This is a genomic window from Rhabdaerophilum sp. (genome assembly GCF_046092605.1).
GTDB lineage: Bacteria > Pseudomonadota > Alphaproteobacteria > Rhizobiales > Beijerinckiaceae > Rhabdaerophilum.
Genome location: NZ_JBJTDY010000021.1, coordinates 32,259 through 51,313 on the forward strand (window position 1 = coordinate 32,259; position 19,055 = coordinate 51,313).

At 63.4% G+C, this 19,055-nt stretch carries 20 protein-coding genes, 2 pseudogenes and 1 riboswitch; of the genes and pseudogenes, 5 read left to right on the forward strand and 17 right to left on the reverse strand.

Annotated features, from left to right (window positions below; translation table 11 throughout):
• The 7 genes from benD to ACKODO_RS02225 form a co-directional block, all read right to left on the reverse strand.
• Entirely contained in the window at positions 1 to 786 is a 786-nt protein-coding gene (benD, locus tag ACKODO_RS02195; RefSeq protein WP_408981824.1) for a benzoate diol dehydrogenase BenD, read from the reverse strand.
• Complete coding sequence (gene benC, locus ACKODO_RS02200; RefSeq protein WP_408981825.1) at positions 786 to 1,796, reverse strand: benzoate 1,2-dioxygenase electron transfer component BenC; 1,011 nt, start codon at positions 1,794 to 1,796, stop codon at positions 786 to 788. Before benC ends, benD begins: the two co-directional genes overlap by 1 nt.
• A gap of 36 nt (positions 1,797 to 1,832) precedes the next feature.
• Positions 1,833 to 2,357 (reverse strand): benzoate 1,2-dioxygenase small subunit, encoded by a 525-nt coding sequence (gene benB, locus ACKODO_RS02205; RefSeq protein WP_408981826.1) that lies wholly within the window; start codon positions 2,355 to 2,357, stop codon positions 1,833 to 1,835.
• 72 nt (positions 2,358 to 2,429) lie between these two features.
• The gene (gene benA, locus ACKODO_RS02210; protein WP_408981827.1) at positions 2,430 to 3,815 is read right to left on the reverse strand and encodes a benzoate 1,2-dioxygenase large subunit; all 1,386 of its coding nucleotides are present in this window, start codon (positions 3,813 to 3,815) and stop codon (positions 2,430 to 2,432) included.
• Between the two features lie 66 nt (positions 3,816 to 3,881).
• Positions 3,882 to 4,811, reverse strand: coding sequence for a dioxygenase (locus ACKODO_RS02215; protein ID WP_408981828.1), 930 nt, complete (start codon positions 4,809 to 4,811; stop codon positions 3,882 to 3,884).
• Between the two features lie 35 nt (positions 4,812 to 4,846).
• Positions 4,847 to 5,137, reverse strand: coding sequence for a muconolactone Delta-isomerase (catC, locus tag ACKODO_RS02220; protein ID WP_408981829.1), 291 nt, complete (start codon positions 5,135 to 5,137; stop codon positions 4,847 to 4,849).
• A gap of 2 nt (positions 5,138 to 5,139) precedes the next feature.
• Positions 5,140 to 6,315, reverse strand: coding sequence for a muconate/chloromuconate family cycloisomerase (locus ACKODO_RS02225; RefSeq protein WP_408981830.1), 1,176 nt, complete (start codon positions 6,313 to 6,315; stop codon positions 5,140 to 5,142).
• Between the two features lie 114 nt (positions 6,316 to 6,429).
• Between ACKODO_RS02225 and ACKODO_RS02230 the strand changes: the two genes are divergently transcribed.
• The gene (locus ACKODO_RS02230; protein ID WP_408981831.1) at positions 6,430 to 7,347 is read left to right on the forward strand and encodes a LysR family transcriptional regulator; all 918 of its coding nucleotides are present in this window, start codon (positions 6,430 to 6,432) and stop codon (positions 7,345 to 7,347) included.
• Between the two features lie 42 nt (positions 7,348 to 7,389).
• Here ACKODO_RS02230 and ACKODO_RS02235 read toward each other — a convergent pair whose 3' ends face one another.
• The 3 genes from ACKODO_RS02235 to ACKODO_RS02245 are packed head-to-tail and all read right to left on the reverse strand — an operon-like array spanning position 7,390 to position 10,394.
• The gene (locus tag ACKODO_RS02235; protein ID WP_408981832.1) at positions 7,390 to 8,367 is read right to left on the reverse strand and encodes a Bug family tripartite tricarboxylate transporter substrate binding protein; all 978 of its coding nucleotides are present in this window, start codon (positions 8,365 to 8,367) and stop codon (positions 7,390 to 7,392) included.
• Between the two features lie 39 nt (positions 8,368 to 8,406).
• The gene (locus ACKODO_RS02240; RefSeq protein WP_408981833.1) at positions 8,407 to 9,909 is read right to left on the reverse strand and encodes a tripartite tricarboxylate transporter permease; all 1,503 of its coding nucleotides are present in this window, start codon (positions 9,907 to 9,909) and stop codon (positions 8,407 to 8,409) included.
• 8 nt (positions 9,910 to 9,917) lie between these two features.
• Positions 9,918 to 10,394 carry a tripartite tricarboxylate transporter TctB family protein gene (locus tag ACKODO_RS02245; protein ID WP_408981834.1) on the reverse strand — a complete coding sequence of 159 codons (477 nt, stop codon included), beginning with the start codon at positions 10,392 to 10,394 and terminating at the stop codon, positions 9,918 to 9,920.
• 270 nt (positions 10,395 to 10,664) lie between these two features.
• Here ACKODO_RS02245 and ACKODO_RS02250 point away from each other — a divergent pair, with 270 nt between their 5' ends.
• Both ACKODO_RS02250 and ACKODO_RS02255 read left to right on the forward strand, forming a co-directional pair.
• Positions 10,665 to 11,171 (forward strand): MarR family winged helix-turn-helix transcriptional regulator, encoded by a 507-nt coding sequence (locus tag ACKODO_RS02250; protein ID WP_408981835.1) that lies wholly within the window; start codon positions 10,665 to 10,667, stop codon positions 11,169 to 11,171.
• Positions 11,172 to 11,204: 33 nt separating this feature from the next.
• Positions 11,205 to 11,298: riboswitch (glycine riboswitch) on the forward strand.
• 142 nt (positions 11,299 to 11,440) lie between these two features.
• Positions 11,441 to 12,721: a D-amino acid dehydrogenase gene (locus ACKODO_RS02255; protein WP_408981836.1), complete on the forward strand. Its 1,281-nt coding sequence runs from the start codon at positions 11,441 to 11,443 to the stop codon at positions 12,719 to 12,721.
• Positions 12,722 to 12,874: 153 nt separating this feature from the next.
• Here the strand turns inward: ACKODO_RS02255 and ACKODO_RS02260 are convergent, their stop codons facing one another.
• From ACKODO_RS02260 to ACKODO_RS02285, 6 genes are all read right to left on the reverse strand, one after another.
• A complete protein-coding gene (locus ACKODO_RS02260) occupies positions 12,875 to 13,138 on the reverse strand; it encodes a hypothetical protein (RefSeq protein ID WP_408981837.1) in 264 nt (87 codons plus the stop codon).
• Positions 13,139 to 13,215: 77 nt separating this feature from the next.
• Complete coding sequence (locus tag ACKODO_RS02265; protein ID WP_408981838.1) at positions 13,216 to 13,863, reverse strand: SRPBCC domain-containing protein; 648 nt, start codon at positions 13,861 to 13,863, stop codon at positions 13,216 to 13,218.
• Positions 13,864 to 13,869: 6 nt separating this feature from the next.
• Positions 13,870 to 14,196, reverse strand: coding sequence for an ArsR/SmtB family transcription factor (locus ACKODO_RS02270; RefSeq protein WP_408981839.1), 327 nt, complete (start codon positions 14,194 to 14,196; stop codon positions 13,870 to 13,872).
• Positions 14,197 to 14,266: 70 nt separating this feature from the next.
• Entirely contained in the window at positions 14,267 to 15,658 is a 1,392-nt protein-coding gene (locus ACKODO_RS02275) for a UDP-glucose dehydrogenase family protein (RefSeq protein WP_408981840.1), read from the reverse strand.
• 100 nt (positions 15,659 to 15,758) lie between these two features.
• Positions 15,759 to 15,956 carry a YqaE/Pmp3 family membrane protein gene (locus ACKODO_RS02280; RefSeq protein WP_408981841.1) on the reverse strand — a complete coding sequence of 66 codons (198 nt, stop codon included), beginning with the start codon at positions 15,954 to 15,956 and terminating at the stop codon, positions 15,759 to 15,761.
• A gap of 81 nt (positions 15,957 to 16,037) precedes the next feature.
• Positions 16,038 to 16,817 (reverse strand): class II glutamine amidotransferase, encoded by a 780-nt coding sequence (locus ACKODO_RS02285; RefSeq protein WP_408981842.1) that lies wholly within the window; start codon positions 16,815 to 16,817, stop codon positions 16,038 to 16,040.
• A gap of 195 nt (positions 16,818 to 17,012) precedes the next feature.
• Between ACKODO_RS02285 and ACKODO_RS02290 the strand changes: the two genes are divergently transcribed.
• Positions 17,013 to 18,416: a sodium:proton antiporter gene (locus tag ACKODO_RS02290; protein WP_408981843.1), complete on the forward strand. Its 1,404-nt coding sequence runs from the start codon at positions 17,013 to 17,015 to the stop codon at positions 18,414 to 18,416.
• Between the two features lie 63 nt (positions 18,417 to 18,479).
• A pseudogene (locus ACKODO_RS02295) lies at positions 18,480 to 18,845 on the forward strand (cation:proton antiporter); the annotation flags it as partial.
• Between the two features lie 104 nt (positions 18,846 to 18,949).
• Here ACKODO_RS02295 and ACKODO_RS02300 read toward each other — a convergent pair.
• Positions 18,950 to 19,000: pseudogene (locus tag ACKODO_RS02300) on the reverse strand (hypothetical protein); the annotation flags it as partial.
• Positions 19,001 to 19,055: the final 55 nt, after the last annotated feature.

Below are 19,055 nucleotides of genomic sequence, written 5' to 3' on the forward strand. Positions count from 1 at the left end.
TTACCCCTGGTCGCCGCCGCCGACGGGCAGCACGGTTCCGGTGATGTAGGATGCCGCATCGGAAGCCAGAAACAGGATCGCGGCAGACATCTCGCGCAGCAATCCGTATCGCTTCATGTGGCTGGAGCGGATGGTCTGGTCGACCACCTCCTGCATCCAGGCCTTGTCCTGCGGGGTCTGTTTCGCGGCATTGCGCGGAACCTTCCGGGGCGGGGCGGTCGTTCCGCCCGGTGCCACGGCATTGATGCGGATGTTGCGCGCGCCGATCTCGAAGGCCATCGAAGCCGTCAGCGCATTCACGGCACCCTTCGCGGCGGAATAGGGGATGCGGTTGATGCCCTTGGTCGCAATCGACGAGACATTCACGATCGCGCCGCGATTCTGCTCATACATGTAGGGCAGAACGGCACGGCAGCCCCAGAGCGTGGGATAAAGCGAGCGGTTGATCTCCGCCAGGATCTCGCTTTCGCCAAATTCTTCGAAGGGCTTCATCCAGATGGCCCCGCCGACATTGGTGATGAGCACATCAATGGCGCCGTAGGTGCGGAAGGCCTTCGCCATGGCCTGTTCGTTGCCCGACCAGGTCTCGAGATCGGCCTCGAGAGACTGGGCCTGCCCCTGACCATGCGCCTTGTTGATCTCCGCTGCCACCTCATGCACGAGTGGCGAGCGATCGACCAGCGTGAGACAGGCCCCATCGGCGGCGGCTTCCAGCGCCACCTGCTTGCCGATGCCTTGCGCCGCCCCGGTGACGACCATGCTCTTGCCGTGAAAACGCGCGGACATCACTTGGCCTCCGAGGGGTTGAACTTCTCGAAATGGAAGTTGGCGGGCTTCACGCCCTTTTCCGCGAGAGTGGCGCGCACGGCATCGACCATCGGCGGCGGGCCGCAGAGATAGAGATCGAGATTGCCCCCATGGAGGGCCGCATCCGGCAGGTGGTGGGTCACATAGCCCTTGCGCTCATGCGTCGAAGCCGGGTCTGCCACAACGGTCACATAGGTGAAGCCGGGAATGGCCGCCGCGAAGGCCGCCAGCTTGTCGAGTTCGACAAGATCAGCGTCATTGGTGACACCATAGATCATGTGGATCGGCTGCCCGGTTTCCTTATGCCGGAGCGATTCCAGCATGGCCAGGAAGGGCGCGAGTCCCGTGCCGCCTGCCAGGAACAGCAGCGGGCGTGTCACGTCGCGCAGGTAGAAGCTGCCGATCGGCCCCGTCAGCGTGAGTGCGTCACCCGGCCTGGCGCTGCCGGCGAGGTAGCTCGACATCAACCCGTTGGGGATGTTGCGGACCAGAAACTCCACGACGCCCTCCCTCGGCATGGACGAGAAGGAATAGGAGCGGGTCTGGCTTGTGCCCGGCACCGGGACGTTCACATATTGCCCCGGCAGGTAGGAAAGCTGGCCGGCATCCTTCACCCGCACGGCAAAGCCGATGCTGGTAGGAGAAAGCTGGCGAACCTCCACCATCTCGGCGGCCATGGCGGCAGGCTTGACCTTGCAGGCCGTGGACGCCGCGGGAATGCGGATCACGCAATCGGATTTTGCCTTCATCTGGCAGGTGAGAACGAAGCCCTCGCGGGCCTCGTCCTCGGTCATCGCGTCCTCGATATAGGAGCCGAGGGAGTAATCCCCGCTTTCGCATTGGCATTTGCAGGTGCCGCAGGCGCCATCCCGGCAATCCATGGGAATGTTCACGCCCACGCGATAGGCCGCGTCGGCCACGAGTTCGTCGGCGCGCGCCTCGATGAAGCGCGTCACGCCGTCCTCAAAGTTCAAGGCGATGCGATGCATGGCGGCGCCCTCCCGGCACCCCGCTCTTCCGGCGGTTCAGATGTGATAGATATCGATGACGTGGTGGATGTAGTCGTTCTTCAGAACGACCTTCTTCGCCGTAATCAGCGGTCGCTCGCCCGAGACATCGAGCGTGTAAAAGGACGTGCCGAAACAGCTGTCGGTCGTCTCGTAGCGGAAGCTCAGGGTGAACCAGTTGAAGCGCAGCTTCACGACACCCTCCGCCCGTTCGAGGATCTCGACATTCGAGATGTTGTGCGAGGTGCGCGGCTCGGGAAGTGAAGTGGCCGAGGAGCGCTCAGTGCGAATGCGGAAAACACGATCCTCGAGGCCCTGCTTCGAGCCGTGATAGATCAGCGAGATCTCGCTCTGCGGGTCTTCGGTCAGCAGATCGTCATCGTCCCAGGCCGGCATGTGGAAGGTTGCGTTCGGCGCGCAATGCGCGAGCCAGCCGTCCCAGTCGCGGTCGTCGAGGCAGCGTGCCTCGGCATAAAGGAAGGCCTGGATTTCTTCGATGGTCACTTCGCGCGCCTGGGGCACGGCCTTGAGAACGGCAGACATGACGTCTCTCCTTGAGCGTTTCCTGAAAGGTGGGATGGGGCGGGCTGCTTTTCGTGGCAGCCCGCTTGCCCGTCATTCGGCGGCAATGGCGTTGGCGGCGTCGGCGGCGCGCTGGTCCTTGCGCAGACCGTCGATCAGCGCCTGCTTCCAGTAGGCGTGCTGCACCACGAACAGACCTTCATCCTCGGTCTTCTTGCCGGAGAGCAGCGGCTTCATCCCGATCGATTCCGCATCGGCATCCGCACCCTTGATCCAGTGCGTCGCTCCGCGGGAAAGGTCGTTCCACTGGGCGTGGCGCGCGCCATAGCCGATCTGGCAGGAGCGGAACTCCTCGAGATCATCCGGCGTCGCCATGCCCGAGGCGTCGAAGAAATCCTCATACTGCCGGATGCGGCGGGCACGTGCTTCCGCGCTTTCGCCCTTGGGCGCGATGCAATAGATCGTCACTTCTGTCTTGTCGACCGAAATGGGGCGATACATGCGGATCTGCGACGAGAACTGATCCATCAGGAACACGTTCGGGTAGAGGCAGAGGTTGCGGCTCTTCTCGATCATCCAGTCCGCGCGGGCCTGGCCATAGGCCTGGGTCAGCTCCTCGCGGCGCTCCCAGTTCGGGCGATCCTGCGGGTTCGACCAATTGGTCCAGAGCAGCAGGTGGCCATATTCATAGGAATAGAAGCCGCCGCCCTGCTTGGCCCAGCCGCCGGCATCCATGGCGCGGATGTCATCCTTGCCCGCCGCGGCTTCCGCCGCCGCCTTGCGCTGCTGGGTGGTCGCGGCATAGTTCCAGTGCACCGACGAGACATGATAGCCATCGGCGCCATTCTCGGCCTGGAGCTTCCAGTTGCCGTCATAGATGTACTGCGAATTGCCGCGCAGCACTTCCAGGCCTTCCGGCGACTGGTCGACGATCAGGTCGATGATCTTCCTTGCTTCACCGAGGTGCTCTTCCAGCGAGACCACGTCATCGCTGAGCGAGCCGAACAGGAAGCCGCGATAATTCTCGAAGCGCGCGAGCTTCTGAAGATCATGGCTGCCGTTCTTGTTGAAGCTTTCGGGATAGCCCGCGCCATCCGGGTCTTTCGCCTTCAGCAGCTTGCCGGTGTTGTTGAAGGTCCAGCCATGGAAGGGGCAGGTATAGGTCGACTTGTTGCCCCGCTTGTGCCGGCAGATCATCGCACCGCGATGCGAGCAGGCATTGAGGAAGGCATGGAGCTTTCCGGTGCGATCCCGCGAGATCACGATCGGCTGGCGGCCGATATACCCTGTGATGTAATCGTTGTTGTTGGGGATCTGGCTTTCATGGGCGAGATAGACCCAGTTGCCTTCCCAGATGTATTTCATTTCGAGTTCGAAATACTCGGGATCGGTGAAGATATCCCGCTTGCAGCGGAAATTTCCGGTGGCCTCGTTGTGTTCCACCGAAGCCTCGAGCCGTGCGATCATCGCCTCAGACATGGTCGTTCTCCCTTGGGAATGGCTTGGAGCGGGAGCCGCCTTGGGCGGCTCCACCGGGTTCTCGCGTCAGGCGGCAATCACATGTTCGCGGTCGACGATGGTCTTCGGCGCGCCGGCCTTCTCGCGCACCAGCGCGATGTCGAACCTGGCGCGGGCGAAGGGGCGGTTCACGCCCGCCTTGCGGATCTCGTCGGCATCGGTCACGCGCTCGAGCGTCACGATGAGTTCGTCACGGGTGCCGAAGGCGAAATCGGTGTGGAGATACTTGTCGCCCGTGAAGTTGAACTGCGTGGTGAGCTTGCGGAAGCCTGGCGCGTTCACGAAGAAATGCACATGGGCGGGGCGCTCGGCGTGGCGTCCCAGCGCGTTCATCAGCGTGCGCGTGCAGCTTTCCGGCGGGCAGCCATAGCCATTCGGCACGATGGTGCGGGCGAGATAGCGGCCCTGCGCATCGGTCTCGATGCGGCGGCGCAGATTGTAGGGCGCCTGCTCGCCATCGATGAAGGAATAGCCGCCCTTCGAATTGGCGTGCCAGAGATCGACGATCGCACCCGGCACCACGTTGCCATTCTCGTCGCGCACCTGGCCCGAGATGAACATCACCTCGCCGGGATCGGTGCCGTCATCCATGCGGGCCTCGCCCTTGGTAAGCGGCGCGCCGGCGACATAGAGCGGGCCTTCGATGGTGCGCATCGTGCCGCCCTTGATCCCAGCGAGGCGCTCGGCCTCATCGAGCCTGAGGTCGAGGAAATGTTCGAGAGCGACGCCCGGGACCATGAGGCCCGGCTCGTTGTTCTTCGCGGTCTGGCTGAGGAAGCCCACGGCCGCCCAGAACTCGTCCATCGAGACATCGCATTCGTCGATCACCTGCATCAGGCGATAGAGAAGCCGATTGGTCACTTCCTTCACGCGGGCATTACCGCCCTGAAGGTTGATGCCCGAGGCTTCGGCCGCGAGCTTCTTCATGTCGGCTTTGGAGATCAGGTTGGCAGGCATGGGCGTTTCCTCCGATTTTCTTGATTGAGGCAGGATCAGCGATCGTCGTCGCGGATCGAAGAGGGGTGGCGGCAGAGCGGGGTGACGCTGATTTCCATGAAGGGGAACAGTGGCAAGGTGCTCAAGAGGTCGTGGAGTTCCTGCGTACTGCCAACATCGAAGATGCTGGTGTTCGCGTAGCGGCCGGCATGGCGCCACAGGTGGCGCCAGATGCCCTGTTGCTGAAGCGCCTGCGCCCGTTCGCGCTCGGCCTTCTTCAGCGTTTCAGCTCGCTCGGCGGGCAGATCATGGAGGATGCGCACATCCATCTGGACCTGGAAAAGCATGGTCACGATCCTGTCTTGAGTTGCGGCAGCACATGCAGGCTGCGCTCGGTGCGGTCCCGCCGGAAGCGGCCGACCTGGCCCTCATCCAGCCGGATGCCGAGACCGGGCTCGGTCGGCACCTTCAGGCTGAAATCGGAGTAATCGAGCGGCTCGGCGAGGATCTCCTCGGTCAGCAGCAGCGGACCGAACAGCTCCGTGCCCCATTCCAGCTTCGCGAAGGTCGAGAAGAGATGGGCGGAGGCTGCCGTGCCGATGGCTCCCTCGAGCATCGTGCCGCCATAAAGGCCGATGCCCGCGGCTTCTGCAATGGCCCCGACCTTGGCACCCGCAAAGAGCCCGCCGGATTGCGCGATCTTGAGCGCGAACACATCCGCGGCTTCACTCTGCGCCACCTGGAAGGCCGTTTCCGGCCCGTTCAGCGCCTCATCCGCCATGATGGCGACGGAGGTTTCACGGGCAAGCCGCGCCATGCCGCGAATGTTCTTCAGCGCGATCGGCTGTTCGATGAGGTCGACACCGGCATCGCGCAGCATGGGCAGGCAGGCCGAGGCGGTCGCCTCGCTCCAGGCCTGGTTGATATCCACGCGGACCGAGGCGCGATCGCCCAGAGCCGCCTTGATCGCTGCGACATGCGCGATGTTCTTCCTTGCGTCGCCGCGCCCGATCTTGAGCTTGAAGATGTTGTGACGGCGCTTCGCGAGCATCTCCTCGGCTTCCGCGATGTCGCGCGCCGTATCCCCGCTCGCGAGCGTCCAGGCCACGGGCAGGCGATCATGATGGCGACCGCCGAGAAGCTCCGAGGCCGGCAGCCCCACCCGCTTGCCGAGTGCGTCGATCAGCGCCGTTTCCACAGCGCATTTCGCGAAATGGTTGCCCTGCACGGTCTTGGCGATGATCGCCATCGTGACGCCGATACGGCTTGCATCCGACTGAAGCAGGATCGGGGCGATGTAGGTATCAATCGCGAGCTTCATGCCCTCGGGGCTCTCCGGCCCATAGGCAAGGCCGCCGATCGTCGTTCCCTCGCCGATGCCGATGATCCCGTCCGCCATGCGCAGCCGCACGATCATCAGGGTCTGGCCCTTCATGGTCGTCATCGCGAGCTGGTGGGGCCGGATGGTCGGCAGATCCACCAGAAAGGTCTCGACCTCAACGATCCGCGCTGCGCTCAGTGCCATGGTCTTCAACTCCGCTTGAAGCCATTGGACGATAGCGGCGAGCTCCCTTGCGGCACAGGATCGATTGTGTCTATTTTCATACCCATCGGGTATAATTGAGGGAGAGACGCCGAAATGGAACTCAGGCATCTGCGCTATTTCACGACGGTTGCAGCGGAGGGGTCGTTCAGCCGTGCAGCCGAAAAGCTCAGTATTGCTCAGCCGCCTCTGTCTCGTCAGGTGCAACAGCTGGAGGAAGAGCTGGGCGTGAGGCTTCTGGATCGCGGGCGTCCCCTGACACTCACGGAGCCCGGTCGATACCTTTTCGAGCAATCCCGGCAAATCCTGCAACGGGTCGAGGATGTGCGCGCCATGACACGGCGGATCGCCAAGGGCATGGTGCTGCAATTCAATATCGGCTTCGTCGCCTCCACGCTCTATGACGATCTGCCCGAGTTGATCCGGCGCTTCCGCATCACCGTTCCCGGCGTTGAGGTGCACCTGCTGGAGATGACCACGCTGGAGCAGGTGGCGGCCCTCAAGGATGGCCGGATCGATATCGGCTTCGGGCGTCTGCGCTTCGATGATCCGCTGATCATCCGCAAGGTCATCCGCGAGGAGAGGCTCTGCATCGCGGCACCCAAGGGTCACCCGCTGGTGGCGCGCGGCACGGCCCTGCGCCTGAAAGACACGGCGGGCGAGCCGCTGATCCTCTATCCCCGTGCGCCGCGGCCGGGTTATGCCGACCAGGTGCTGAGCTTCTTTCATGATGCGGAGATCGATCCGGTTATCGCCACGGAGGCGCGTGAGTTGCAGACAGCTTTGGGCCTGGTCGCGTCCGGCGGGGGCATCACCATCGTGCCGGCCTCCGTTCGCCGCCTTGGGCGGGATGACGTGGCCTATATCGATCTCGACGAGCCGAAGATGACCTCTCCGATCATCATGAGCTACCGCAAGAACGACAGTTCGCGTCTTCTTGCCCAGCTGGTCGAGCTGGTCCGACTCTTCGACCGATGGGATCCGGCCCTCGAGACGTCACGCTCCGGCCCATAAGGGCGGTGCCAGTCCTGGCATCGCCCTTGGGCTTTCGAGCCGTTACTGCACCTTGAATTCCATGTCCTTGGTCATGCCGTTGAGTTTCGCCACCTCGGCTTCGAAAAAGCTTTGAGCGACCGCGAGCGATGTCGTGTCGACCGGAATCGAGCCCATCTTTTCGAGGGCTGCGCGCACTTCCGGCGTCTTCATCGTCTCCGCGATGGCGGCATTGATCTTGGTCGCGATGTCATCTGGCGTGTCGGCGCGCAGGAACATACCGGCCCAGATCGCGTGATCGAATTTCGGCAAGCCCTTGCTTTCGCAGAAAGCGACGAGTTCCGGAATGAAATTGTCGCGCTTTTCCGATACCCAGCCGAGCATCTTCAGCTTCTTCTGCTCCTGGAGCCCCTTGTAGGAAGCCTGATAAGGCAGGATCGCGAAATCGACCGCACCACCGGCCAGATCCTGGAACATCGGCGCCGCGCCGCGATAGGGCACATGCGTGACCTTGATGCCTGCCTGCTTGGCGAGATCCTCCGACAGGATGTGATAGAGCGAGCCGACGCCGACGCTGCCATAGGGCGTGGGCTTGCCGAGCTTCTTCGAATACTCGATCAGTTCGTCGATGTTGTTCGCAGGCAGATCCGGCCGCGCGAGCAGGATCAGCGGGTTCTTCGTGATCTGCGTCAGATGGCGGAACTGGTTCGGCTTGAACCCGATATCCGGGTTCGTCAGCGGCGACAGGATCAATTCGTTCGGCGAGCCCTGGAAAATCATCCGGCCGTCAGCGGGTGTTTGCAGCAGCTTCATGGCCGCGAGACCACCGCTTGCTCCGCCCAGATTCTCGATCAGAACGGTCTGGCCCAGCACCTGCTGGAGGCGGGGCGCGATGATGCGCGCGATGGCATCCGACGGCCCGCCGGCGGGATAGGGCACCATCAGCGTGATGGTCTTTCCCGGACCAAGCTGGGCCTGGGCCGACGCGCTCATGGCAAGACCCGCCAGAAGACCGAAAACAAGGCTGCGCCGTTTCATCATGGGGTATTCCTCCTTTTTTGCCCTTGGCCTTGCTGCGGCTTAGGCTTCCTTGAATGCGACATCGCGGGTTCGGCTGAAGGCCGGCAGCAGCACCATCGCCAGCACGGCGACGGCGAGCGCAAGCAGCACGGCGCTCAGCGGCCGGGTGACAAAGACGGTGGGATCGCCCTGCGAGAGGAGCAGCGACCGGCGCAGGAATTCTTCCATCAGCGGGCCGAGAATGAAGCCCAGCAGCATCGGCGCGGGCTCGCAATCGAGCTTCTTCAGGATGTATCCGAGCAGGCCGAAGCCGACCATGATCTGGAGATCGAAGGCGTTGTTCGCCAGCGAGAACACGCCGATCGCGCAGAACACGATGATCATCGGGAAGAGGAAATGGTAGGGCACCATGATCATGCGCACCCACAGCCCGATCAGCGGCAGGTTCAGCACCAGCAGCATCACATTGCCGACCCACATTGAAGCAATCAGGCCCCAGAAGAGCCGCGGCTGCTCGGCCATCACGCCGGGACCGGGCTGGATGCCCTGCATGATCATCGCGCCGATCATCAGCGCCATCACCGGATTGGCCGGAAAGCCGAGCGTGAGCATGGGGATGAAGGACATCTGCGCGCCGGCATTATTCGCAGCCTCGGGGGCAGCGATGCCCTCGATCGCGCCCTTGCCGAGCTCATCCGCGTGTTTCGAGACACGCTTTTCCAGCGCGTAAGCCCCGAAGGAGGCGAGCGCGGCGCCACCGCCCGGCAGGATGCCCAATATCGCGCCGAGGCTTGTGCCGCGCAGGATCGGCGCGATCATCCGCCGCCAATCCTCGCGGGTGGGCATCAGGCCCTTCACGGACTTCACGCCCAGATCGCGCCGGGACTCATCCTCGAGGTTGGCGATGATCCCGCCGATTCCGAACATGCCCATCGCGACGATGACGAAATTGAAGCCATCAGCCAGTTCCGGCAGACCAAAGGCGTAGCGCTGGGCGCCGGAATTCACATCCGTGCCGACGAGCCCGAGCAGCAGGCCGAGCACGATCATCGCCAGCGCATGAATGATCGAGCCGCTCGCGAGCACCACCGAGGCGGCAAGCCCCAGCACCATCAGTGAGAAATACTCCGCCGGCCCGAACTTGAAGGCGAGATCCGTCAGCGGCGGCGCGAACAGCGCGATCAGCACCGTGCATACCGTCCCGGCAAAGAAAGAGGACAACGCAGCCGCCGCAAGCGCCCGGCCCGCGGCCCCCTTGCGGGCCATCTGGTAGCCGTCGAGCGCGGTGACAACCGAGGTCGCCTCGCCCGGCAGGTTGATCAGGATCGCGGTCGTGGAGCCGCCATATTGCGCGCCGTAGAAGATGCCGGCCATCATGATGAGGGCCGAGACGGGCTCGAGGCCGAAGGTCGCCGGCAACAGCATCGCGATCGTCGCCGATGGGCCAAGACCCGGAAGAACGCCGATGGCCGTTCCGAGGAAGACACCGACGAGGCACCACCAGAGATTGATGGGCGTGACGGCAACCGAGAGCCCAAGCCAGAGATTGTCGAGCATTTCCATGGCTGGCCTCACCCATTCCCGAGAAGGGCGGTCAGCCAGTCACCGACCAGCGGCATCTGCACCGAAAGACCCTTGATGAAGACCAGCGCGCAGATCGCAACCATGCCCAGCGCGCCGGCTAGAGCGCGCGGGTCCCAGCGGAATTCGCGGCTCGCCATGGCGCAGCACAGCATGAGGATGAACAGCGCGATCGGCATGCCCAGAGGTTGCAGCAACATGCCGAAGAGCGAACAGCCCGCGAGGATGAGAACCAGCGGCTTCCAGCGGATGGCGCCAACCGGACTGCCCTCCACACGCAGGGCGCGGATGATCGCGAAAAGCCCGAGCAGAACCAGCAGGCCCGAGAGCACTTTCGGGAAATAGCCCGCGCCCATGCGCCCGGCCGTCCCCATGGAATAGGCGGCGCCAAACCAGAGCCCGGCCACGCCAAAGCCCAGATAGATCAACCCTGCAAAGAAATCCTTGGGACTGCGCACGATGTGCATCTGCCCCTCCCCTGGGTTCGCGTCCTCACCGATGCACTGCTTTGACCCTTGCGGATCTTTTCTGTTGGCCATCGCCCCGGACTCAGGCGTTCGGAGCGGACGGAAAACCGGATCGCATTTTCAGTTGTAATTCGCAACTATTTTTTTTAGCAACGATATGGGCGCATGATTTCCGGCGCCGGCGAGCGATGCCGTTGCATGTCACAATTGTTGAAAAATGAGATCAGACCGTTCAGAATTCCTGAGGCATCGCATCGGGACAGGCTGAACATGCTGCATCGTTCGCTGACATATCACCTCGCTACGATCTCGGAGGATGGCATCGGCCATGCCGGGCGCATCTTCGAAACGCGTTTCGGCTGGAGCGTGCGGGAAATTCGCGTGCTGCGGCTCATCCGGTCCAACCCGGGCATCACCTTCACGGAACTGGCGCGACAGACGAAATTCGAGCGCAGCCTCACTTCGCGCATTCTCGCAAAGCTCATGAAGGCAGGCCTGGTCGCGCGGACCAACTCGACGAAAGATGCGCGCGTCTTCACATTAACGGCCACGAAACCCGGCCTCGCTCTCGGTGACCAGGCAGACCCCCTGAGCATTGAGCTCGAGGCCATGATGCTTGAGCCCCTCACCGAAGAGCAGCGCGCAGCCTTTCTCGAGATGATCGATACGGTGCGCCGCTGGGTTCAGACGGGCTATCGCGAAAAGGTCGCGGCTCGCTTTCCCGAGGCTGTCGCAGGCAAGGCGCCAAAGCGCGCCGTCAAGATAGTTGCAAAATGAAACCATCTTGACGGATGCCCGTCCTGTGCTAGGTTGATGTTAGCGGAAGAGTTCAGCCGGCTCGCCGGTTGACGCCGAAGGAGCAACCGCCCCGGAAACTCTCAGGCCCAGGAACCGCAGTCGTTTTTGAACTCTGAAAAGTGGAGCAGCCGCTCCCGCCGATGGTGTAAGCCGATCCCCTGATGATCAGGAGCGGTGATGCTCTCAGGCCAATGACAGAGGGGGCTCCATCTCGCGCGGAACGCGCGAGACAAGAGGGGGCCTGTCGCATGTCTGTCACTTCAAATTCCTCTTCCCGTCCCGAAACCGTTGCCGTCATCGGCGCGGGCATTACCGGCATCACGACGGCCTATAATCTGATGAAGCGCGGCTGCCGCGTGACCGTCTTCGATCGCCAGCCCTATGCGGCGATGGAAACCTCCTTCGCCAATGGTGGCCAGCTTTCGGCCTCCAATGCAGAGGTCTGGAACAGCTGGGCCACGGTGCTGAAGGGCATCAAGTGGATGATGGAGCCCGGCGCGCCGCTGCTCGTCAATCCCAAGCCCTCCTGGCACAAGATCTCCTGGATGGGCGAGTTCATCGCCTCCATTCCGAAATACGAGCAGAACACGGTGACGACCGCGCGCCTCGCCATCGCGGCGCGCGGCTATCTCCAGGCGATGGCCGAGGCCGAGGGCATCGATTTCGACTGCGAGACACGCGGCATCCTGCATTTCTACGAGACGAAGAAGGATTTCGAGGCAGCCCAGCGCGTGAGCAACCTGCTCGCGAAGGGCGGTCTTGAGCGTCGCGCCGTGACGCCTTCGGAGATCCAGTCGATCGAGCCGGCCTTGCGCGGCAATTACTATGGCGGCTTCTACACACCCTCGGATTTCACCGGAGACATCCACAAATTCACCATCGGACTTGCGAGGGCCTGCGAGCGCCATGGCGTTTCGATGCGCTTCTCGACCGAGATCCTTTCCGCCGCTGCCGGCGAGAACGACGTGACCCTCGTCACGCGCTCCACCGAGCCGACGCTCGACGACAGCCTTCATCCGCAGCAGGTCGAGACCTTTGACAAGGTCATCGTCTGCGGCGGCGTGATGTCCCGCGCGATTGCCAGCGGCTTCGGCGACCGGGTGAATGTCTATCCCGTGAAGGGCTATTCCATCACCGTGAGCCTCGCCGAAAAGGCCGATCAGGACGCCGCCCCCTGGGTCAGCCTGCTCGACGACAAGGCGAAGATCGTCACCAGCCGCCTCGGGCCGACACGCTTCCGCGTGGCGGGCACGGCGGAATTCAACGGCTACAACCGCGACATCCGCGCCGCGCGCATTTCACCGCTCATCGCCTGGTGCCGGGTGCATTTTCCCGGCATGAGCACGCGGCAGAGCGTGCCCTGGGCCGGCCTTCGCCCGATGATGCCGGACATGATTCCGCGCGTGATGCGCGGCCGGAACCCGCGCGTCTTCTACAATACGGGCCATGGCCATCTCGGATGGACGCTTTCCGCCGCCACGGCCGATGCGGTCGGCGCGCTGGTCACGGCACGCTCCAACGTGGCGTGAGCCGCTTTTTGCGCCAACCGCTTCGGCTGGATGCCCAGCGCCTGTCATCCTGGCCCGCAATCACCCTCCAAGCCTCGTGTCGAAACTTTCATTGGCCGGCCATGGGGGGGATTGCTCCGCGGGGCACCCCCCACTTTCACGGCGATGGGCGGCTCAGGCGTAACCACGCAAGCCGGTGGCTGTGGTGCCGGTGGCCTTCACCTGATGGATGCGCCAATCCAGAAAATCGCCGGCACTGACAGGCTCGACACTCTCTTCGCCCGAGGCCCAGACGACGGCGATCGTGCCGGCCGCGCCCGTCACGCGCAACTGGCGCGTGACGGCTGGCAGCGGGACTGTATCGCTTGGCGTGATGGCAAAGCCGCGCGTCAGCGGCCCCAGCGGCGACTGGGCATGGGTCTCGAAAACATCAGGCATCTCTCGTCTCCTCAGGAAGTGTCGGGCGGGAGACGATAGGCCCGGTTTGGCATGGCGGGGATAAACCGGCGCAGGCCTCAGGGCAGGATGGTCCAGTCTCCGTTCCACAGCCCGCGTTTCGCGGACTGGGCCTCTATCATGGCAGCCCTGAGCGCGGTGACGCCCAGCGTTCCGCTTCGCGCAAATCCTGCACGAACAATCTCGGTCGCGAGGTCGGCGCCATGTCGGCGGCAAGCTCGCCGGCGAGGCGGAGGCGGAAACGCTGGCTCGCCTGCTCGAGATGCTGATGCGCGAGTGATCGCGCGTAACGTGCCGCCGTTCCGTTCGATGAAGGCGGGCAGCTTCTTGCCGAGGAGATCCTTCCAGCCAAAGCCGAGAAAGATGCGCGGCATGAGGTTCGAGAGGCCGCGGAAGCCCTCATGCGTGAGGATCAGCCGCGTCTCGCCGGCCGATACTTCCTGCAATTCGAAGCACAATCTGGTGTCGAGCGGGCCGCCACGCCAGGCGAGGATCAGCCGCTCGGGAGTCGCGAGATCGAGCACTTTCGCGCGCACGATGCCATCGAAACCTGCTGCAGGCTTGGTGCGAAACGTGAATTCGTGCCCCTGAACCGGCTCGAAATCATTCGGCATCAGCCAGTCTGCCAGGGCCTCGCGGTTGGCGATGGCCTCCCAGACCATGAGACGGGGATAGCGATAGACGCGCTCGATCCGGATGGAACGCATGGGTCGTCAATTCCTCTTTCGCTGGAGATGGGCCTCGAGCGCATCGAGCCGCTCGCTCCAGAAGCTGCGATACTTGTCCAGCCACGCGGCGATATCCGCGAGTTCGGCCGGGCGTGTGCGGTAGAAATTGTTGCGGCCCTGGCGGCGCTCATCCACGAGCCCCGCGAGCTTCAGCACCTGCAGGTGCTGCGAGACCGTCGCCTGGCTGATGCCCAGCGCTGCGCGCAATTCGCCCACGGTCCGCTCCTCGTCCATCATCGCGTCGAGCATCTGCCGACGCCGGGGGTCGGCAATCGCCCGGAACGGGTCCTGGTCGGGTGAGACATACCCCATACGGCCTCAATCCATCGTTATCTGCCGAGGGATTTTGATAGGTAAATGCCGATGGGTTGTCAAGGATGTCTCAAGCGCCGGGCTTCTTCGTCGCAGCGAGTGGTGCGCCGAGAGGTGGAGGCGCTGCCGAAAGGGACGCGGCGTCGCGGGCCCCTGCGGCCCACCGCCCGATGCTGGAATAGGCAAGCCCGGCGGCCGTGGCTTCCTCGGGGCGGAAGATGTTGCGCAGGTCGATGAGGATGGGCGCGCCGAGGCGACGGGCGATGTCCTTGAGGTCGAGCGCGCGGAACTCGTCCCATTCGGTGATGATGCAGGCCGCATCCGCGCCATCGAGGCAGGCCAGCGCGGATGGCGCGTAGTCGATGCCGGTCAGCACATGTCTTGCCTGCTCCACACCCTCCGGATCATAGGCCCGGATCCGCGCGCCGGCATCCTGCAATGCCTGGATCACCGCGATCGACGGCGCATCGCGCATGTCATCCGTGTTCGGCTTGAAGGTGAGGCCGAGGATCGCGATCGTCTTGCCGCGCACATTCCCATCCAGCGCCGTGATCACGCGGCGCGCCATCGCGCGCTTGCGCTTGTCATTCGCGGTGACGACCGATTCCACGATCGAGAGCGGAACCGCATGGTCATTCGCGGTGCGGATCAGCGCCAGCGTGTCCTTCGGGAAGCACGAGCCGCCATAACCCGGGCCGGCATGCAGGAACTTCGAGCCGATGCGGTTGTCGAGGCCGATGCCGCGCGCCACCTCCTGCACATTGGCCCCCACGGCCTCGCAGAGATCGGCCATCTCGTTGATGAAGGTGATCTTGGTCGCCAGGAACGCGTTCGCCGCATATTTGATCAGTTCCGAGGTGCGCCGCCCCGTGAAGACCAGCGGCGCCTGGTTGAGATAGAGCGGGCGATAGATCGCCGCGAGCACATCGCGCCCGCGCTGATCCTCCGCGCCGACCACGATGCGATCCGGCCGTTTGAAATCGTTGATGGCCGCTCCCTCGCGCAGGAATTCCGGGTTGGAGACTACCGACACCTCGAGTTCCGGCCGCTCCTCCTTCAGGATGCGCTCCACCTCGTCGCCCGTGCCCACCGGCACCGTGGACTTGGTGATGACGACGCAGGGGCCATCCAGCGCACGGGCGATCTCGCGGGTGGCATCGAACACATATTGCAGGTCGGCATGGCCATCCCCGCGCCGCGAGGGCGTGCCCACCGCGATGAAAACCGCCTCCACCCCCTTTACCGATGCCTCGAGATCGGTCGAGAAGAACAGACGATTGTCGCGGCGGTTCTTCGCCACGAGTTCGGCGAGGCCGGGCTCGAAGATCGGCATGATCCCCTGCTCAAGGCGCTCGATCTTTCCGGCATCCTTGTCGATGCAGATCACCGTGTGCCCGAAATCCGCAAGGCAGGCGCCCGAGACAAGGCCCACATATCCCGATCCAACCACCGCGATGCGCATGACATATTCCTGTTCCGTCTTCCCGCGACAAAGGCGCGGATTTGAAAAGATCCGGATCGGTCCGGAAACCAATCATCCGGAGCAATCACCTTGGGCGGCGCTATCTCTGCCCCAGCGCCTTGATCAGCTCGCGGTGACGGCGCTCCTGGTTGTCGTTGTTGATGACCATGACTGCCCAGATCGCAGCAGGGATCCAGCCGATCAGCGTCAGCTGCAGCACGAGGCAGATGATGCCCTGGAAGATGCGCCCGCGCAGCATCAACGCGAGCCATGGGATGAGAATGGCGACGGCAATCACGGCTTTCTCCCCTGGGAGCGGAAAGGATCGCGATCAGAGATAAGCAGGATCAACCCGCAATCAAGGTGAAGCTTGCGCCGATCAATGCAATGTCACGGCGAAGGGCTTCACCTCCACCGCCACCCCGCCATGCGCGGTGAGGGAAGAGCCCTGCGGCACGGCATTCCAATGCTCGCGGGTTTCATCCAGCGGCTCGGAGACGATCTGCACGCCATGGCCGTCCCGCCGCCAGTAGAGTGTGGGAGCCTTCTCGTCGCAGGCCCAGCGGAAGGCGTGCAGCGTCTCGCCATCCGTGAAGCAGGCGGCGAAGCGCAAGGCATCGTTGATGCCCGCCGCGCGCATCATCCCGCAGATCTCGGCCAACACGGAGCCGAAGGCCTCGGCCGGATCATCCTTCGCGCCGCGCCCGAGGGCGGCAAGGAAGATCGCTTCGCTGTCGGTCGTGCCGGAGCGATGCTGGTAGAATTCATCCGGGATCATCGCCTCGACCTGCCGCCGGATCCTGCCGAAGCCGCCGATCTGGCCATTATGCATGAAAAGCGAGCTTCCATGCGCGAAGGGGTGGCAATTGGCACGCGCAGTCGCCGTTCCGGTGGCGGCGCGGACATGGGCAAAGAAGAGCGGCGAGCGCACCTGCATGCAGATGGAAAGCAGGTTGTCATCCGACCAGGCCGGGCGCAGATCGCGGTAAAGGCCCGGCTCCGGGCGCTCCCCGTACCAGCCAAGGCCGAAGCCATCACCATTCGTGGTGGTCTTGCACTCGGTCGCCCGCATGCTCTGCTGGATCAGCGAATGGCAGGGTTTGCTGACCACGGAGTCGAGGAAGACAGGTTCACCCTGATAAGCGAGGAATCGGCACATCGATTTTCTGATCTCGAGTTCGATCTTGGAATTATCTCCTTCTTCTGGTGAATGGAAGATGAAGAGCGAAGAAGACGTTGCAAAACGCCGTTTGCATGCCCTAGAGCGGGCGGGAATTCTCCGGTTTTCGGCAGGGGAGGCTTTCCAGAGCCGGGCCATCGGGGGAAAGCGGCTGGTCTTCGGGAGGAATAAGCGATGCGTTTGATGATCACGCTGCCGGCGATGGTTCTGGCCTCTCCGGCCCTTGCGGCGGAAGGCTTCGACGGGAAAGGGCTTTCCTTCTGGTGGGCCTTGCCCTTTGCCGGATTGCTGCTTTGCATCGCGACCGGTCCCGTGCTCTACCATCGCACCTGGGAGCACCATTATGGCAAGATCACCGCGCTCTGGGCGGCGCTGATCATCCTGCCGCTCGTGCTGTTCAAGGGCGCGGGCGTGGCGCTGGAAGCCGTGCTGCACACGATGCTGCTCGAATACATGAGCTTCATCATCCTCCTTTTCGCGCTCTTCACCGTGGCCGGCGGCATTCTCGTGACCGGCAACCTGCGCGGCACGCCGGCGGTGAATACCGGTCTTCTCGCCATCGGCACGGCGCTCGCGAGTGTGGTGGGCACCACCGGCGCCTCGATGATCCTCATCCGGCCGATCATCCGCGCCAATGACAATCGCCGCCACAATGTGCATGTGGTGATCTTCTTCATCTTCCTGGTCTCGAATATCGGCGGCTCGCTCACGCCGCTGGGTGATCCGCCGCTGTTCCTCGGCTTCCTGCGCGGGGTGGATTTCTTCTGGACGACCTCGCACATGTTCGGCGAGTTCCTGTTCCTGTCGATCGCGCTGCTGGTGATCTTCTATATCTGGGACACTGTCCTGCATGCGAAGGATGACAAGCTGCCTCCGCTGCCGGACAAGACGCCCGATCGCGGCATCAAACTCTACGGCACCGTGAATTTCGCGCTGCTCGGCGCGATCATCGTGATGATCTTGATCTCGGCCTCGTGGAAACCGGGCGTGAGCATCAGGTTCCCGGGCGGTGCGGTGGAACTCCAGAACCTCATGCGCGACAGCGCGCTGGTGCTCATCGCGCTCATCTCGCTCAAGATCACGCCGAAGCCGGTGCGTTCGGGCAACGAGTTCAGCTGGGGGCCGATCCTGGAAGTGGCGAAGCTCTTCGCCGGCATCTTCATCTGCATGATCCCCGTGCTGGCCATGCTCAAGGCCGGCAAGGACGGCGCTTTCGCGCCGCTCGTCGCGCTGGTCTCGAACCCGGATGGCAGCCCGAACAACGTGGCCTATTTCTGGCTCACGGGCACGCTTTCCTCCTTCCTCGACAATGCGCCGACCTATCTCGTCTTCTTCGAACTCGCAGGGGGTGACCCGAAGGTGCTGATGACCCAAGGCGCGCTGACGCTCGCAGCCATCTCCTGCGGCGCGGTGTTCATGGGGGCCAACAGCTATATCGGCAATGCCCCGAATTTCATGGTCTATGCCATCGCGAAGGATATGGGTGTGAAGATGCCCTCGTTCTTCGGCTACATGGTGTGGAGCGTGGGAATCCTCATTCCCCTGTTCATTGCGGTCACATTCATCTTCTTCCGTTGAGGAGACGTCATGGCAGAAGTTCAGCACGGTGCCGGTTTCCGCGACGCGCTGATCTTCCTTGCCATGGCCGGTGTGATCGTTCCGGTCTTCCACCGGCTGAAGGTGAGCCCGGTGATCGGGTTCCTGCTGGGCGGCCTTTGCCTCGGGCCGCACGGCCTCGCCCGCTTCGCCGATCACGTGCCGTGGCTCGGTTATGTCACCATCACGGATATCGCCTCCGTGCAGCCGCTGGCCGAGCTGGGCGTGGTGTTCCTGCTCTTCACCATCGGGCTGGAGCTCTCCTTCGAGCGCCTGAAGCTGATGCATCGGCTGGTCTTTGGCCTGGGCACGGCGCAACTCATCGTGACCGCGACCGTTCTCGTCGGCATCGCCTGGAGCCTGGGCCTGCCGATGGTCGCGGCGATCATCATCGCCTTCGCGCTCTCGCTGTCCTCGACCGCCATCGTGCTGCCGGTGATGGCCGAGAGGAAGCGCCTCGCCACCACCGCCGGCGTGCCGCGCAGGTTGCCGGTGACAAGAATGCCGCCGGCCACGGTGAAGAGCGCGAAAAGGAGGATGATGAAGCTCATGTATTCGAGCAGCATCGTGTGCAGCACGGCTTCCAGCGCCACGCCCGCGCCCTTGAACAGCACGAGCGGC